Here is a 15,174-nt window from a genome sequence, read left to right as displayed (position 1 = left end):
CAGGCATCAGAACTTTGTAAGAGAGGGGCTTGTACCCTTTTCGTTTTCGGTCATATACTTTCCGTCTGGACTTGCAATTATATACTTTATCCTTTAAACAGTACGTTCAACCGCGATAATTTCAGTATATTCATACTCGTTGGGACTTTGTTTCACCAAAGGATATCTTTCCCCACCCAACTCAATATAGTCTTGTTCACAATCTGGCTTAGATGAATAATATGTAAGCACATATTCTCTACCGATTCTGTCTGTCATTTCTGCCTCTACTTCACCCCGCCACTGAGTCTTGGTAACTAAAACTATCAACTGATTCGCTAATTGAGGAATTGTCTTCGCAATGTGTCGCCGCGAACTTTCATCCAAACTACCGAAGGGTGAATCCATGACAATTGGGAAAGTGCTACTATCGGGAATCATCATCATTTTTCGCTTCTCACTCCATTCCCGTACTTTGTCAATGATGCTGGCAATAAAGGATAAACTGAGAATTTGATTCTCCCCGGTGGAAGCTGCAACTGGTGCTTCTATACCTGTGGTATTTTCTACTAATGTCAATTCATATTTTTCGCTAATTTTAGGAATGTATGGAGTCACAGAAATTTCAGTAAATATCTCTTGTACTCGCTTTTCTAGTTGTAAGCGAAATTGTTGTTCTTGACGATTTCTAACTTCTGTTAACCGTTCGATTGCATCTTGGGTAGCGTTAATTCGTCGTTGTGCTAAAGTTTGCTTGTCTTCATTCAGCTTTTGTTTAGCAATTTGTTTGTTCAAACCTTCAATTTCAGTTGTGAGTTGAGCAATTTGCTGCTGATTTGCACCCTGTTCTCGATTTAATTGATCAATTTTACTTTCAATTTCATCTAACCGTTTTTGCAAACTACTAATTTCTTCGTTAGCATCTTTTCGCAACCGTTCTTGAATATTGTCTAAATCGCCTTCAATTTGGGATATGCTTTGCCTTAATTGATTAATCCTAGTTTGTTCTCTATCAACTTCTTCCCAAAATCCGATCGCTTGCTTATCAATTTCATCTACTTGAGCGCTCATCCGAATTGCAGTTTCTTCTACAGCCGAGGAACCTGCTCTATTTAACCAAGTACTCACATGAGTATGAGAATGATTACCTTCGTGTAATTCTGCGCCACAAATACAGCGCTGAGAATTGAGTAAATCATTCACAAATTCCCGCGAAATTCCTGATGTTAACTCGCCTCGCTGCTTCAAATCATTGATAATTCCGCGAAACTGGGCTGTAGTTTCTGACAGTAAAACGGTATAACCACGCGCGGAAATAAATTTTTTCAGCGCTTCCTTAGTTTTTTTATATTCCTCTTGATTCGCCGCTTTCTGCAATTCTAAATTGTGCCATCTTTCTTGCAATTCCTGAGCAGCACTAAGTTCTCGTAAACGATTACTTGTCTCTTTTTTAAAAGTTTGTTGATGTTCTAACTCTTCTTTAATTTCTGTTTGCCGTTTGGTAATGCGTTCACGTTCTCGCTCTATCTTTTCTTGCTGTCGTAACAGTTCTTTAGTTTGGGAATCACCAATAGCTTTTAAATCATTCTCTAGAGTTTTTTTAGCATCTCCCAAATGTCTGATAGAACGGTTAATTACCTCCACACCCAAGAAAATTTTTGTAGCTTCGGCAATTTCAGCTTTTTTATCAGAACGGACTATTTCTTCAATTCGTTCGCCGTCAAAGAAAAAATATTGATGTAAAGTAGCGGGTAAAATTTGATTAATTATATCCTCTGGTTGCTGAGTTGGTATATTCCATTTACCATCGTCCCCACCAACCCACATGGTTAATTGAGTTTTGCCAGCGTCAAAATCACTTTCGTTTTTATAACCCCGACAGGCGCGTTTAACTCGATAGCGTTTACCTTCATGTTCCCAGCCAATTTCTACCCAACATTCTAGAGCTTGACCTTTTTGAGTTTCTGCGATCGCACGTTTATTAACTAACTGTTCTATAGATGCAAATGCCGCACTAAATTTATCATATAATACCCAAGTAAAGGCATTTAGTAAACTGGTTTTTCCAGAGCCATTATTCCCATGAATAATTGTTGTGTTATGAACATCTCCGGCAGCGAGGAGCATCTCTGGTGTCGTACCATAAAAGGAGCGAAAGTTGCAGAGCTTGATTGAACTTAGCTTCATCGCACCTCTTCCTTAATAATGTCCAAAATATGATCATTTATATGGCTGTTAATCTTCTTATCTAGCCTGCCTTTTTCCAGCTTCCATACCCGCTCAATAATTTGCCGTACTTCCTGTGGAGCGCTGGTTATTGGCTCTTGGACATCATCGATATTCGCCTCTTGTGACATCTTGGGTTTTTAAATATACTTTGTTCTATATTTTAACTTTCTCTAGTGCTGCGATCGCCTCAGTAAAGCCACTGTTAGCGTTATTTTTAATTTGGCAAAAACTATTTTTTCAAATTTATAATTTTCTTTGAAAAAACACTTTATTATTTCATTGTTATCTGTTATTATTAATAAATTATCTTGATCATAATAGGATTTAAGCTGCGTTAAAAATTTTACTTACATCCCATTATGATCAAACTCATACTCTTATTATTTCATACTTAATGCTTCTTTTTTCAAAACTCGAAAAATTTTACAAAAAAATACAACTATTCTCTGATTCATCATCAAATATCTAATAACCCATATCGCTTTTGTAAATCCAGTAATTTCATTCTGGCAACGCCTGCGTTATCAGCCAAATCAGCAAACTCTACAAAGCGACGCAATTCCTTTTTCAAAAGATTGCGCTCAACTTCTATAGTTTCTCTATCTAAATCTGGAGGTAAAACAATCATGTCAAATATAGTGGCGCGTTCCTTAGCTGGATGAGGACGTAAAACTCGTCCCCGTCGTTGGATAAATTGGCGGGGATTACCAGAACTTGATAAAATCACCGCAGTTTGAATTGCCGGAATATCTACACCTTCATCTAAACAACGAATTGCCACCAAACCCTGCAATTCACCACTTTCAAATTGACGACGCAATATTTCCCTCTCTTCTAAAGAAGTTTGAGCCGTATACGTGCTTACCTTATACCCCAAATCCACCCCCAGAATTTTAGCAACAGCTTTAAGTTGGCGTAGAGATGAACGTTGTCCCGCATCTTGTGAACCATCACTGCAATAGAAAAGAGTATGAGTAGTTTCGCGGCGAGTTGCCATTAAATCCCGCAAAGCATTTAATTTATTTTCCGCCGCACCAATTAATCTTGCTCTTTGCATCAATAACGGCTTTAAATCTTCATTGTCTTCAAATCCCGCTTGTCCATTTTCTCGATCTCGATAAAGTAGCGATCGCCCAATTCTTTTAGTTAACTTTAAATAGGCAATACTTTCTGCTTCAGTTAACTCTACCAACACCGGATAATACAGATAATGTACCAAAGCACCTTGAGCGATCGCATCCCTCAAAGTAAACTCTGGCTGGAGAACTGGGCCAAAATAATCAAATAAAGATTGCGTGCCAAAATCATCAAAATATCTCTCTGGTGTAGCAGATAAAGCCAGTCTCAACCCAACACTGCGCGGTAAACTTTCTTCTAACTTGGGTGCGCCTAAATTATGCGCCTCATCCCCAATAATTAAAGTTTTGGCGGGAAAATATTTGAGTTGAGATCCAAACCCATCTCCAATTAAAGTGGAGTTCGTCGTAATCACCGTGACAAACCGTTGAGAACCAGAACGCAGATTATAAATTTGCGTAGAAAGTTGACTTTGCCAAGTGCGTAAATTCTCGAAAGCAAAAATGGGTTGCAAATTAAATTTTTCACATTCTCGCGCCCATTGGGTGACAAGATGGCGGTAGGGACACACCACCAACAGAACTTGTAAATTAATCTGCTGATATAATTCACAAGTGATCGCTAGTGCAGTAATCGTTTTACCACTACCAGTAGCCATTTTTAGCGTCCCTCTGCCATTGTTGGTAAACCAGCTGGCGATCGCTTGGCGCTGATATTCCCGCAATTGCAGAGATGGAGGCATTCTTGGGCATCCTGGTAATGGTTGCCAAGTGTAATAACTGCCCTTACTTTCCCTTGCAATTGGTAATTTCAAGCGGAAAATGGGCAGTTGCTGCACTGAATTTTGCGTCAGGTACATATATTAAAGTAAATGGGCATTGGGCATTGGGCATTGGGCATTGGGCAATTGGGCAATTGGGCAATTGGGCATTGAGCATTAGTTATTTCTCCCCCACTCCCCACTCCCCACTCCCCACTCCCCACTCCCCATTACTCAGTTGTAACCGCGCCAAACACCAATAAGTGAACCTTGCACCTGCACTTGTTGGGCCATGACTTCAATGGGATTGTACTTGGGATTTGCTGGTTTGAGGGTAACGCGATCGCCTTGGCGATAAAAACGTTTTAATGTCGTACCAAATCCATCAACTCTGGCGGCGACGATGGTACCATTTTTTAAATGATTTGGTTCTGCTACTGGACGCAGGAATACCACATCGCCATCAGCAATTAAATCTTCAATCATGCTATCGCCAGCTACCCGCAAAGCATAAGTTTGGGGAGGTAATGACAAATTAGAAAAGTCTAGATGATCTACAGCATCAGTAAACGGTTCTATTAAACCACCAGCAGCGATCGTTCCCAAAATTGGTACACCTTGCTTAACAGCACGCAAAATCCGAATCGTTCGCGCTTGGCCTTCAGTCCATTCTATATATCCTTTAGTGCGTAAATGTTCCAAACGACTTTGTATTGGTGCTGGTGACTTCAAATTCATCGCTTGCATCATTTGCCGAATTGAAGGAGAATGCTGATGCGATCGGATGTATTCTATCAACCATTCATAAAGTTCTTGTTGAGCTTCCGTTAGACGTTCCATAAATTTGCGGGAAGTAATTATAAATGTCTCTAGAACATTAGTACTACAAAAAACTCCCCATAACAAGAGAAAAGTAAAAATATAAAAGGCAAAAGCAAGAATATTTTCTTTCTTTTACCCATTTATTCTTGATTTTTACAAATTTTAAGTAGTCAAGAGCCAGCCGCACACTCGCCATTCTGACTCTTGTACAGACGCGATTAATCGCGTCTCTCCTTTCATTCTGCCCCTAAAATACTTGCAAGCAAAGCTTTTTGGGCGTGCAAACGATTTTCTGCCTGTTCCCAAACTCGTGATTGAGAACCTTCAATAACTGCTTCGGTAATTTCTTCACCACGATGGGCTGGTAAACAGTGTAAAACAATTGCCTCTGGATCAGCAAGGCTTAATAGCTGCTCTGAAATTTGGTAAGGCTGGAAAATTGGCATCCGGTTATCTGCTTCTGCTTCTTGCCCCATACTCGCCCAAACATCAGTATAAAGTACAGCAGCTCCCTTAGCGGCTAATTCTGGATCATGAGTGAGGATAACTTCAGTTTTATGATTAGCGATCGCTCTTGCTTGTTCTACAATCTGAGAATCTGGCTCATATCCGCTAGGAGTGGCAATTCTAACATTCATCCCCACCAAAGCACAGCCTAACATCAGAGAATTAGCCACATTGTTCCCATCGCCCACGTAGGTTAAAGTTAACCCAGCAAGACTACCAAAGCCTTCTTGAATCGTCAATAAATCCGCTAATACCTGACAGGGATGTTCTGCATCAGTCAGCGCATTAATTACCGGAATCTTGGCATAGTGAGCAAAAGTTTTCAACTCCTGGTGTGCAAAAGTGCGAATTGCCAAAATATCCAGATATCGATCTAACACCCGCGCCGTATCCTGCAAAGGTTCCCCGCGACTAACTTGAGTGACATTGGGGTTGAGATCGATTACTTGTCCACCCAGTTGATACATCGCCACAGTAAAACTTACCCGCGTCCGAGTTGAAGCTTTGGAGAACAATAACCCCAAAACTTTATTACACTGCAACTTCAACTGTTGTGATTTAAGTTGAGTTGCCAATTGCAGGAGTTCTTGAAGTTCTGTTGGACTGATGTCCGCCAGACTTAATAAATCTCGTCCGATCAACACTGCCATGCTTGTGATGTGTAAACAACAATTATATATTTCTGTTGCTTTACCGGCAGTGTCAAAAAGATATAGTTTGAGAACTGGATCAGATATTTTTGCGTCCAGCCTAGGTGTGAAGTGCGATCGCAATACCATTATTACGAAATACCTATGATATAGGGCGCACAGCTAGCTGTACGCCTCTACATCTGTACGCCACTTACTTTTCAGCCAAAATCGCGTAAATTTCCCGTTTAACTTGCTCTAAAAGCTCACGCACCTGATTTATTCGCTCCATATTGCCACTGCGAGCAACCTGCACCACTACAGCAGCTAATTCTGTTGCGGCATTTCGTAACTCAATAAACTCTTGGGGCTTACCTGTCACGAAACTTTTAAAGGTATCCCAAGGAGAGTCTGAAGTTTCCTGTTGGGCACGTTCTGCCAATAATTGTCTACCCTCATCCGTAATCGTGTAAATCCGCTTGCCACCTTCCTGTGCGCTCTTAAGATAACCACCTTCCTCCAGTAATTGCAGTGTTGGATACACTGAGCCAGGACTGAGGCGACGGAAACCACCATAACGAGTTTCCATCTCTTTAATCAGGTCGTAACCATGACTAGGATGCTCGGATAACAATTCCAGCAGGATGAACTTGATGTCACCTCTGCGAGTCCGATGTTCATCTCCCCAACCACGACCAAACATTTCATTGCCGAAGTGTTTGCCATGATCTCTACCATGATGCTTGCCATGCCCAAACCAAGACCTGACAAACAATGAATCGTCTTCATTAACTCCTGCCCATGCAGGTGTCCCTAAACGTGACCGAAAGTGTCTAAACATAAATGAATCTCAAATCAACTTTCTCTACTATACGATATATCGGAATATATCGCGATATATCGGAATAGAATTTTGATGAAGATTTTTGAAGTAAGGAATTATGCCAACACTACAAGCGATGCCTGCGGCAACCCAAAGCTAATCAAAGCTGATGAAGGCTTAGACAGTCTATGCTCAGGCTGTGCGTAAACGTTCAATATCCCTTACTGGCGGCGCACCAAACATGCGGGAATATTCGCGGCTGAACTGTGAGGGGCTTTCATAACCCACCTGATAGGCAGCATTGGCGGCATCGGAGTTTTCGGCAAGCATCAGGCGACGTGCTTCTAATAGTCTTAATTGCTTTTGATATTGAAGCGGACTCATTGATGTCACTGACTTGAAATGGTGATGGAAAGATGAAGGAGACATATTTGCCTGCCCAGCTAGCTCCTCAACCCGCATCGGCTTTGTAAAATCACCCTTGATGAGTTTTATCACCTCGGCGATGCGCTGCATGTTGCTGCCAGATGTCGCAATCTGGCGGACAGCTTCGCCCTGTTCACCCATTAAAAGGCGATAATAGATTTCGCTGATAATCATCGGCGCTAGGATAGGGATATCCTGCGGCGTATCCAAAAGCCGTGTCAGTCTCATAGCACAATCGAGCAATGGTGTATCGACGGTGCTGACAAATAAGCCTCTGACAGAGTTCTTCTTCTTACCCTCAATCACACTGGTTTGAGCAGTAATAATGTCGCAGAGTTGACGTGGATCTAGATTCAGCTTGAATCCTAAATACGGTTGGTCTAAGGTTGCCTCAACAATAAACGCGCTCAGTGGCAAATCAACCGAGACGACCAGATATTGAGCCGCGCCATAAAGATAAGTTTCCTCACCCAGCAACGCTTCCTTTTTGCCCTGCACAAGGATGGCGAGGATAGGTTCGCAGACACCCTGTAGTGTAGTGGAAACAGATGATTCTCGCTGAAATTCCAGCTGCTCAATAGCTGTTTTATGAAAACCGTTCCCTTTGCCATCGGTGTGACGAGTGACTAGTGCCGCCAATTCTTGACATTGATGAGCGATCGCACTTTGGTTTATGACTTGGTTGATGATTTTGATCGCCACAATGTTTTTCGATTAATTTAATCATCTAGGACTTACGCATTGTAGAACATCAATATCTATGGATAAAATCTTGATTTGGAGAATTAGGCAATAAACCGCGAGGTCTGTGTATTTCAAACCTTTGCACTTACTCATACGATGAACACATCCAAAATTCAAATCAACCTCAACAGAGGAAAAAATAACCATGTTAAACGTAGAAAATAAAGTCATTGCGATCACTGGAGCCAGTAGCGGCATCGGTGAAGCCACCGCTAAGTTACTCGCCAAAAACGGTGCAAACGTTGTTCTAGGGGCACGGCGCACCCAAAAGCTAGAAAAGATTATCGAGGAAATCCGTAACCAGGGTAATACAGCAGAATTCAAAGCGGTGGATGTCGCGAATCGTGAGGATATGAAAGCGTTCATTCACTTCGCCAAAGATAAGTTTGGTCGCGTCGATGTCATCTTTAACAATGCAGGCGTGATGCCCCTATCGCTGATGACTGCCCTGAAAGTCGAAGAGTGGGACAACATGATTAATGTGAACATCCACGGCGTGTTGAATGGTATTGCTGCGGGTTTGCCGATCATGGAAGCGCAAGGTGGTGGACAGTTTATCAATACCGCATCTATCGCCGCGCATATGGTGGGCCCTACGAGCGCAGTCTATTCCGCGACAAAATACGCTGTTTGGGCCATATCCGAAGGATTGCGTCAAGAATCGAAAAATATTCGCGTTACAATCATATCCCCTGGCGTGGTTAAGACTGAACTTGGCTCTGATATCACGGAGGAGTCAGCAAAAGGCTTCTTGAAAGAACTCCGCAAAACTGCGCTCACTGCGGAAGCGATCGCTAGAGCCGTTTTGTATGCTGTGTCCCAGCCGGATGATGTCGATGTCAATGAAGTGATTATCCGCCCGACGGCAAGCCCATTCTAACGTTGGGCATTGGGCATTGGGCATTGGGAAGAATTAAAAATTAGCTCTTTCCCCCCTACTCCCTGCTTCTTCCCCACTCTCTCTTTTGGTAATAGCGATCGCTGCAATTATCCCAGCCCAGAGTAGCAGTTGGGAAAATACTTGTATTATAAATTGCAGCTTATTAATTTCTATACCCTAGTTTTATTATAAAGTATACATCTAAATAGAATAAATACTGAGTATTGGCAGCTCTAGATTTTTAAATCTAGGCTTTAACCATTCTCAAAAAACTTTTTACTAAAAACAATTATTCAGTAAAAATACGTATGCACATTTAAGTCTTCTCACTAACTATATGAATAGTAAGCCCATGCAGGAGAAGACAGTGATGTTCTTAAACCAAGCTCAAGCAGAACAGCTAAAGGAAATAACCACACACTTGCGACAAGTTAGACAAGAAAAATCTATACCCATAGAAAAAATAGCTGCTCAAACACTGATTCGAGCAGGTGTTTTGCAAGCTTTAGAAGAAGAACGGTTTGAAGAATTGCCTGAGCCTATTTTTGTTCAAGGATTCATCCGTCGCTATGGAGATGCTTTAGGACTGGATGGAAATGCTTTATCACATGCTCTTATAAGCAATGTTGTCCGCCAAGACTCCAATAATAATCATAATAATTCAGATAATAAAGCAAATATATACATACCTCTTGTTGTTACCTACATTCTATTATTAGTAGCTGCATCTGCTGGTCTTTTATATACACTTAATCCACCACAAATTACATCTGAAACCCTGACTCCAAAAGTCAATGGTCAACAGTCAATGGTCACTAATCGGTGAACAGTAATGAGAAAGTGGGGAGTAAAAATTTTATATTTTAGATTTTGCGTTTGCGTAGCGTGTCGGAGACAAAAGTTGCGTGGGGTGAACCACTTGCGGTGGACGGGTTTACCGGCATAAGCAAAGTGGTTCACCCGAAGGGGGGTGGAAGAGTTTGAGCAAACTTTTTAAGATGTATTAAAGAATTAAAATTTAATCCAAAATCTAAAATCCCAAATCTAAAATTGAATTGCCCAATGCCCATTTTCAAGATATTTCCGGTTTACGCAGATGCCAAGTAGTGGATTGCTCATAAGCGTAAGCTACCTGAAACAGTTGGTCTTCTCGCAGCACATTGCCAATTAGTTGTAATCCTATCGGTAGCCCCTGATCATCAAAACCACATGGCAAACTTAAACTAGGTAAACCAGCAAGATTCACAGGAATAGTCATCAAGTCAGTTAAATACATACTCAAGGGGTCAGTAGTTTTTTCCCCTGCTTTGAATGCTGTAGTGGGAGATGTGGGACAAACTAAGATATCAACCACGCCAAAAGCCCTTTCAAAGTCTTGTTTAATCAGGGTGCGGACTTTTTGAGCTTTCAGGTAGTAGGCATCATAATAGCCAGCCGAAAGTGCGTAAGTGCCGATCATAATCCGGCGTTTGACTTCTGTACCAAAACCTGTGGCACGGGTACGAGTGTACATCGATAGCAGATTATCCGCATCAGGAGCGCGGTATCCATATTTAACGCCATCGTAACGAGCCAGGTTTGCTGACGCTTCTGAGGGGGCGATGATGTAGTAGGTAGGTAAACCATAGCGAAAGCGGGGACAGGATACTATCTGAATCTCCGCTCCCAAACTTTGTAGTTGATCTACTGCTTTAGTAACAGCTTGTTCCACTACAGAGTCCAAACCTTCACCAAAAGTTTCTTTAATGATCCCAATTTTTAGTTGACCTCTGGGTTTTAAGTCTGGTTTTAAGCTGGCGGCATAGTTGGGAATAGCAACTTTCAGGCTGGTAGAGTCTTTGGGATCGTAACCGGCGATCGCACTTAATAATATTGCAGCATCTTCTACTGTGTTTGCAAATGGCCCAATTTGATCCAAAGACGAAGCGTAAGCCACCAAACCATAACGAGAAACCAAACCATAAGTCGGTTTCATTCCCACCACACCGCAAAAAGATGCTGGTTGGCGAATCGAACCGCCAGTATCAGAACCAAGAGCAACCACACATTCTTGGGCCGACACCGCCGCCGCCGAACCTCCCGAAGAACCACCCGGAACTCGTGATAAATCCCAAGGATTAGCCGTGACTTGGTATGCAGAGTTTTCGGTGGAACTACCCATTGCAAACTCATCCAAGTTGGTTTTACCTACCATTACCGTCCCAACATCTGCCAGTTTTTGCGTCGCCGTTGATTCATAAGGCGGCACAAAATTTTCCAAAATTCGGGAGGCGCAGGTGGTAGGAATTCCCTTGGTACATAAATTGTCCTTGATTCCCACAGGAATCCCTGCTAGCAGCCCAATTTCTTCTCCCGCAGCAATTTTGGCATCCACAGCACCCGCCTGCTCTAATGCCCGTTCTGCTGTCACACATAAAAAGCTGTGCAATTTTGGCTCTAACGCTTGAATGCGTTCTAAAGCTTCTTGGGTAATTTCAACGGCAGAACGTTCTTTTTTAACTAGTTGTTGGTGCAACTCGCGGATGGATGCCATGATTGCTCTCTTTGTGACTCAAGTCCTTGATTTTAGTACATATTGACCAAGATTGGGTATGGGGTATTGGGCATTAGTTATTTCTCCCCTGCTCCCCTGCTTCCCATCATTGTAAAAATAAGATTAATACCTCTAAAGAAATAAGTAATTATGGTGATGGAAAAATTGCCAAGCTTAAACAAAATAATATTAGGAATTTAACATCATCCGTAAATAGAAGGACTACAATCAAGACGGACAAATGTTTCATGCTCCAACAAAAGAGGATTACAAAGCTATGTCCGACTTAAATCGAGGAATTATGAAATTTGAGGGTGCAGATTCTCCAAAAGTAGTCACTATCTCTACCGTGTTGCTTCTGGGATCGATCGCTGCTCTGATCATCTGGGCGCTGCAAGCTGCCTATGCGCTAAACTAAAACCATTAGTAGCCTAAAAGGACACTGGCAAAAACGGTTTCCGTCGTAGCCAAGTGTCCATTTAACAACTAGTAAATAAAAACGCCCTATTAACCATCAAAAATTTCAGAAAAACTTTAGATTTTAGATTTGAGGTTTTAGATGGAAAATTTAAATCTAAAATCCAAAATCCAGAATGTTTGAACCTTGGGGTATCTTAGTTATTTTAATTGTCTGCCCCCTCTTGGGCGGATTACCCCTGATTGCATGGATTACTTACGCGCTTACGCACAAACGATTATCACAAGTTGGTACAAGAAACATCAGTGTATCAGCTGCCTTTTATCACGGCGGTAGGTTTGTGGGAATTCTGGCAGTCTTGTCAGAAGCTTTTAAAGGAGTTGCCGCAGTCTTACTCACCCGCGTTTTCTTCCCAGATGGATCGTTTTGGGAATTGATTGCCCTCATCGCTCTAGTAATAGGTAGATACTCGATAGGCAGAGGGGCAGGTACGACAAATGTTGTTTGGGGATTTGTGGTACATGATCCACTAGTGGCAATGTTTGTATTTTTCTTTGCAGGTATTAGCTTTACAATTCTGCAATCAAGACAGGTCGTTAAATTTGGGGTTTTGCTTCTCTTTCCTCTATTTGTGGCGCTTCTGCACATTAGCGATATCCCCAGAATGTTTGCTGCTGTTGCCTTAGCTGGTTTAATGGGCTGGATTTATACAAAAATTCCTGATGATCTGAATCTGCCAGCCCAACAGGCACAAACAGAATCGCAAGCGATGTTGGAATTTTTACGCAGCGATGTCTACGACGGGCTACGCCAACGCACGATGGTTTCTCTAGATGAAGAGTTGGATGCTGCCATTGTCGGAGAAAAGGCGGCGACATTATCTCAAATTAAGCGCTGGGGCTATCCAGTCCCAAAGGGGTGGGTACTTCCCCCAATCGACGATCCCGAACTATTGACAGAATTTCTCCAGCCATCAGAATTATCTCCCTTGGTGGTTCGTTCTTCTGCCATTGGAGAAGACTCAGAACACTCTTCTGCGGCTGGGCAGTATGAAACAGTTTTAAATGTGATCAGTCCACAGGCATTGCAGTCAGCGATCGCCCAAGTTCAAGCTTCCTACAATCATCCATCTGCCGTGCAATATCGGCGCGATCGCGGCTTAAATGATACAGCAATGGCTGTGTTAATTCAACAACAAGTCCAGAGTATCTATTCTGGTGTTGCTTTCAGCCGCGATCCCGTTACTCAGCAAGGTGACGCAATCATCATTGAAGCCCTTCTAGGCAGCCCGACGCAAGTTGTTTCGGGAAAAGTTACACCAGAACAATATCGCGCTTTTGTCCTGGAAACAGAAAATTCTTCCTCTGTACAATTAGAGGGTGAAGGACGAGTACCACAAGCATTAATCAAGCAAGTTGCATACTTAGCCTACCGACTCGAAAAACGTTATCATGGCACTCCTCAAGATATAGAGTGGAGTTATGACGGTCAAACACTCTGGGTGTTGCAAGCACGACCGATTACTACTCTGCTGCCCATGTGGACACGCAAAATCGCCGCGGAAGTGATTCCCGGAGTAATTCACCCCTTAACATGGTCGATTAATCGTCCCTTAACTTGTGGAGTTTGGGGAGAACTTTTTACTTTAGTTTTGGGCGAACGCACTTTGGGGTTAGATTTCGCCGAAACAGCAACTCTGCACTATTCCAGAGCTTATTTTAATGCATCCCTGTTAGGAGATATTTTTCTCCGCATGGGACTGCCATCGTCAAGTTTGGAATTTTTAACCAGAGGAGCTAAATTAAGTAAGCCGTCTTGGGAGTCAACTTGGGAAAATTTGCCAGGACTAGGGAAGTTGCTGAAGCGGGAATTAAGTTTAGAAAAAGACTTCAAGCGGGATTATCACAAACGGTTCATTCCTGGGTTGTCGCAGTTGGCGCAGTCAGATATAGATTACTTGGAACCATCCAAGCTGTTGGCAAGAATTGACTTTATTTTGGAGTTGCTGCGTCATGGTACGTATTACAGTATTTTAGCTCCCTTGAGCGTTGCCCTCCGCCAGGGAATTTTTCGGGTGAAGGATGACCAAATTGATCACAGCGTTACCCCAGAGATCGCGGCATTGCGATCGCTGAGTGCAATAGCTACAGATGCCAAGGAGGTATTGCTTAAGTTTGAGCCACAGCAGGTATTTGAGCAATTAAAGCAAACCCCAGAGGGAGAGAAGATCCTACAAGAATTTAACGAATTGCTTCAGGATTACGGCTATTTAAGTGAAGTGGGAACTGATATCTCCGTTACCACTTGGCGAGAGAATCCCCAGATGATTAAGCAGATGTTTGTGCAGTTAATGCAGGGTAACGAACCACAATCAGGCGCTAAAGACGCGATTAATAGCATCTTTGCCGATAAGCCCAAACGCTCTTTTGTGCAACGGCGTGTAGATATCAAAGGACGAGTTACCGAAGTTTATTCCCGGCTTTTGGCTGAATTGCGTTGGAGTTTTCTCGCTTTAGAAAAGATTTGGCTAAAGTCCGGTTTACTCAAGAAAACAGGAGATATCTTTTTTCTAAACTTTGATGAAGTGCGCCGTCTAGCTGTGGGTGGAGATTCCAGATTAATTCAGCAGTTGGATAAGTTAATAGAATTGAGGCGATCGCAATTCCGGCAAGATAGCGAGATCATCCAAGTACCCTTTTTAGTTTACGGCAATACACCCCCTCACCCCTTAGCTCCCTCTGTGATCTACTCTGACCAAATCTTACAAGGCATTGGAGCCAGTCACGGACAAGCCGAAGGTAAAGTGAAGGTGTTGCGAAATTTACAAGACTTGCCAGAGATTGACCGAGATACGATTTTGGTAGTACCTTACACAGATTCCGGCTGGGCACCTTTATTATTAAGGGCTGGAGGATTAATTGCCGAAGTTGGTGGACGGCTTTCTCACGGTGCGATCGTGGCTCGTGAATATGGGATTCCGGCTGTGATGGATGTTCGAGGCGCTACATGGCTCCTGCAAGATGGTCAACGAGTTAGGATTGATGGGTCTAGGGGTATTGTGGAATTATCTAACGATTTAAGACCATCTTAACTCCAGCTTCATCGATAAACACCAAATCTTCTAGCATCAAACAGCTGTTCTAAATCATTTAGGAAGGTGAATTAAATAAAATGCAAAACTTCATCCTGTATCTAGCTTCCCTCTCCTTTATAAGGAGAGCGATTGAGGGTGAGGTAAGCCAGGGACATAAATCATATGTTATTTAATTCTTATTCCTTAACGATCGCAGTTTGGTCGTTAGGCTGCTTGAGGTTATTTAAAATCTGCTAAAGTTTCAGTTATCCCA

The 15,174-nt window shown here is 42.5% G+C and carries 13 protein-coding genes; 4 read left to right on the top strand and 9 right to left on the bottom strand.

Going from position 1 to position 15,174, the window contains the following annotated elements:
• Window positions 1–93: 93 nt before the first annotated feature.
• From PUQ00_RS10970 to PUQ00_RS10935, 8 genes are all read right to left on the bottom strand, one after another.
• On the bottom strand, window positions 94–2,166 hold the full coding sequence (locus PUQ00_RS10970; protein ID WP_300416006.1) for an AAA family ATPase: 2,073 nt from the start codon (window positions 2,164–2,166) through the stop codon (window positions 94–96).
• Window positions 2,163–2,336 (bottom strand): hypothetical protein, encoded by a 174-nt coding sequence (locus PUQ00_RS10965; RefSeq protein WP_300416004.1) that lies wholly within the window; start codon window positions 2,334–2,336, stop codon window positions 2,163–2,165. Before PUQ00_RS10965 ends, PUQ00_RS10970 begins: the two co-directional genes overlap by 4 nt.
• Window positions 2,337–2,665: 329 nt before the next feature.
• Window positions 2,666–4,144: a DNA phosphorothioation system restriction enzyme gene (locus PUQ00_RS10960; RefSeq protein WP_300416002.1), complete on the bottom strand. Its 1,479-nt coding sequence runs from the start codon at window positions 4,142–4,144 to the stop codon at window positions 2,666–2,668.
• The gene (locus tag PUQ00_RS10955) at window positions 4,135–4,269 is read right to left on the bottom strand and encodes a hypothetical protein (RefSeq protein WP_300416000.1); all 135 of its coding nucleotides are present in this window, start codon (window positions 4,267–4,269) and stop codon (window positions 4,135–4,137) included. Before PUQ00_RS10955 ends, PUQ00_RS10960 begins: the two co-directional genes overlap by 10 nt.
• Before the next feature lie 10 nt (window positions 4,270–4,279).
• Window positions 4,280–4,885, bottom strand: a complete 606-nt coding sequence (gene lexA, locus PUQ00_RS10950; protein WP_300415998.1) for a transcriptional repressor LexA — start codon at window positions 4,883–4,885, stop codon at window positions 4,280–4,282.
• A 218-nt stretch (window positions 4,886–5,103) separates the two neighbouring features.
• On the bottom strand, window positions 5,104–6,024 hold the full coding sequence (gene argF / locus PUQ00_RS10945; RefSeq protein ID WP_300415996.1) for an ornithine carbamoyltransferase: 921 nt from the start codon (window positions 6,022–6,024) through the stop codon (window positions 5,104–5,106).
• A gap of 193 nt (window positions 6,025–6,217) precedes the next feature.
• Complete coding sequence (locus PUQ00_RS10940) at window positions 6,218–6,844, bottom strand: PadR family transcriptional regulator (protein WP_300415994.1); 627 nt, start codon at window positions 6,842–6,844, stop codon at window positions 6,218–6,220.
• 174 nt (window positions 6,845–7,018) lie between these two features.
• The gene (locus PUQ00_RS10935; protein WP_300416028.1) at window positions 7,019–7,957 is read right to left on the bottom strand and encodes an AraC family transcriptional regulator; all 939 of its coding nucleotides are present in this window, start codon (window positions 7,955–7,957) and stop codon (window positions 7,019–7,021) included.
• 184 nt (window positions 7,958–8,141) lie between these two features.
• On the opposite strand from PUQ00_RS10935, the gene PUQ00_RS10930 reads away from it, so the two are divergent.
• Together PUQ00_RS10930 and PUQ00_RS10925 are read left to right on the top strand one after the other, a co-directional pair.
• Entirely contained in the window at window positions 8,142–8,876 is a 735-nt protein-coding gene (locus PUQ00_RS10930) for an SDR family oxidoreductase (protein ID WP_300415992.1), read from the top strand.
• Between the two features lie 370 nt (window positions 8,877–9,246).
• Entirely contained in the window at window positions 9,247–9,702 is a 456-nt protein-coding gene (locus PUQ00_RS10925) for a helix-turn-helix domain-containing protein (protein ID WP_300415990.1), read from the top strand.
• 246 nt (window positions 9,703–9,948) lie between these two features.
• Here the strand turns inward: PUQ00_RS10925 and gatA are convergent, their stop codons facing one another.
• The gene (gene gatA, locus PUQ00_RS10920) at window positions 9,949–11,409 is read right to left on the bottom strand and encodes an Asp-tRNA(Asn)/Glu-tRNA(Gln) amidotransferase subunit GatA (protein WP_300415988.1); all 1,461 of its coding nucleotides are present in this window, start codon (window positions 11,407–11,409) and stop codon (window positions 9,949–9,951) included.
• 241 nt (window positions 11,410–11,650) lie between these two features.
• On the opposite strand from gatA, the gene PUQ00_RS10915 reads away from it, so the two are divergent.
• A complete protein-coding gene (locus tag PUQ00_RS10915; RefSeq protein ID WP_181374256.1) occupies window positions 11,651–11,827 on the top strand; it encodes a hypothetical protein in 177 nt (58 codons plus the stop codon).
• 175 nt (window positions 11,828–12,002) lie between these two features.
• Entirely contained in the window at window positions 12,003–14,918 is a 2,916-nt protein-coding gene (locus PUQ00_RS10910) for a glycerol-3-phosphate acyltransferase (protein ID WP_300415986.1), read from the top strand.
• The last annotated feature ends 256 nt before the right edge of the window (window positions 14,919–15,174 follow it).

The sequence above is a fragment of the Nostoc sp. S13 genome (genome assembly GCF_029379315.1).
GTDB lineage: Bacteria > Cyanobacteriota > Cyanobacteriia > Cyanobacteriales > Nostocaceae > Nostoc.
This window is presented reverse-complemented; position numbering and strand designations above follow the sequence as displayed.

Bases quoted from the DNA above. Each gene is read 5' to 3' on its own strand.
- PUQ00_RS10970 (WP_300416006.1), bottom strand. From the start codon at position 2,166: ATGAAGCTAAGTTCAATCAAGCTCTGCAACTTTCGCTCCTTTTATGGT.
- PUQ00_RS10965 (WP_300416004.1), bottom strand. From the start codon at position 2,336: ATGTCACAAGAGGCGAATATCGATGATGTCCAAGAGCCAATAACCAGC.
- PUQ00_RS10960 (WP_300416002.1), bottom strand. From the start codon at position 4,144: ATGTACCTGACGCAAAATTCAGTGCAGCAACTGCCCATTTTCCGCTTG.
- lexA (WP_300415998.1), bottom strand. From the start codon at position 4,885: ATGGAACGTCTAACGGAAGCTCAACAAGAACTTTATGAATGGTTGATA.
- argF (WP_300415996.1), bottom strand. From the start codon at position 6,024: ATGGCAGTGTTGATCGGACGAGATTTATTAAGTCTGGCGGACATCAGT.
- PUQ00_RS10940 (WP_300415994.1), bottom strand. From the start codon at position 6,844: ATGTTTAGACACTTTCGGTCACGTTTAGGGACACCTGCATGGGCAGGA.
- PUQ00_RS10930 (WP_300415992.1), top strand. From the start codon at position 8,142: ATGTTAAACGTAGAAAATAAAGTCATTGCGATCACTGGAGCCAGTAGC.
- PUQ00_RS10925 (WP_300415990.1), top strand. From the start codon at position 9,247: ATGTTCTTAAACCAAGCTCAAGCAGAACAGCTAAAGGAAATAACCACA.
- gatA (WP_300415988.1), bottom strand. From the start codon at position 11,409: ATGGCATCCATCCGCGAGTTGCACCAACAACTAGTTAAAAAAGAACGT.
- PUQ00_RS10915 (WP_181374256.1), top strand. From the start codon at position 11,651: ATGTTTCATGCTCCAACAAAAGAGGATTACAAAGCTATGTCCGACTTA.
- PUQ00_RS10910 (WP_300415986.1), top strand. From the start codon at position 12,003: ATGTTTGAACCTTGGGGTATCTTAGTTATTTTAATTGTCTGCCCCCTC.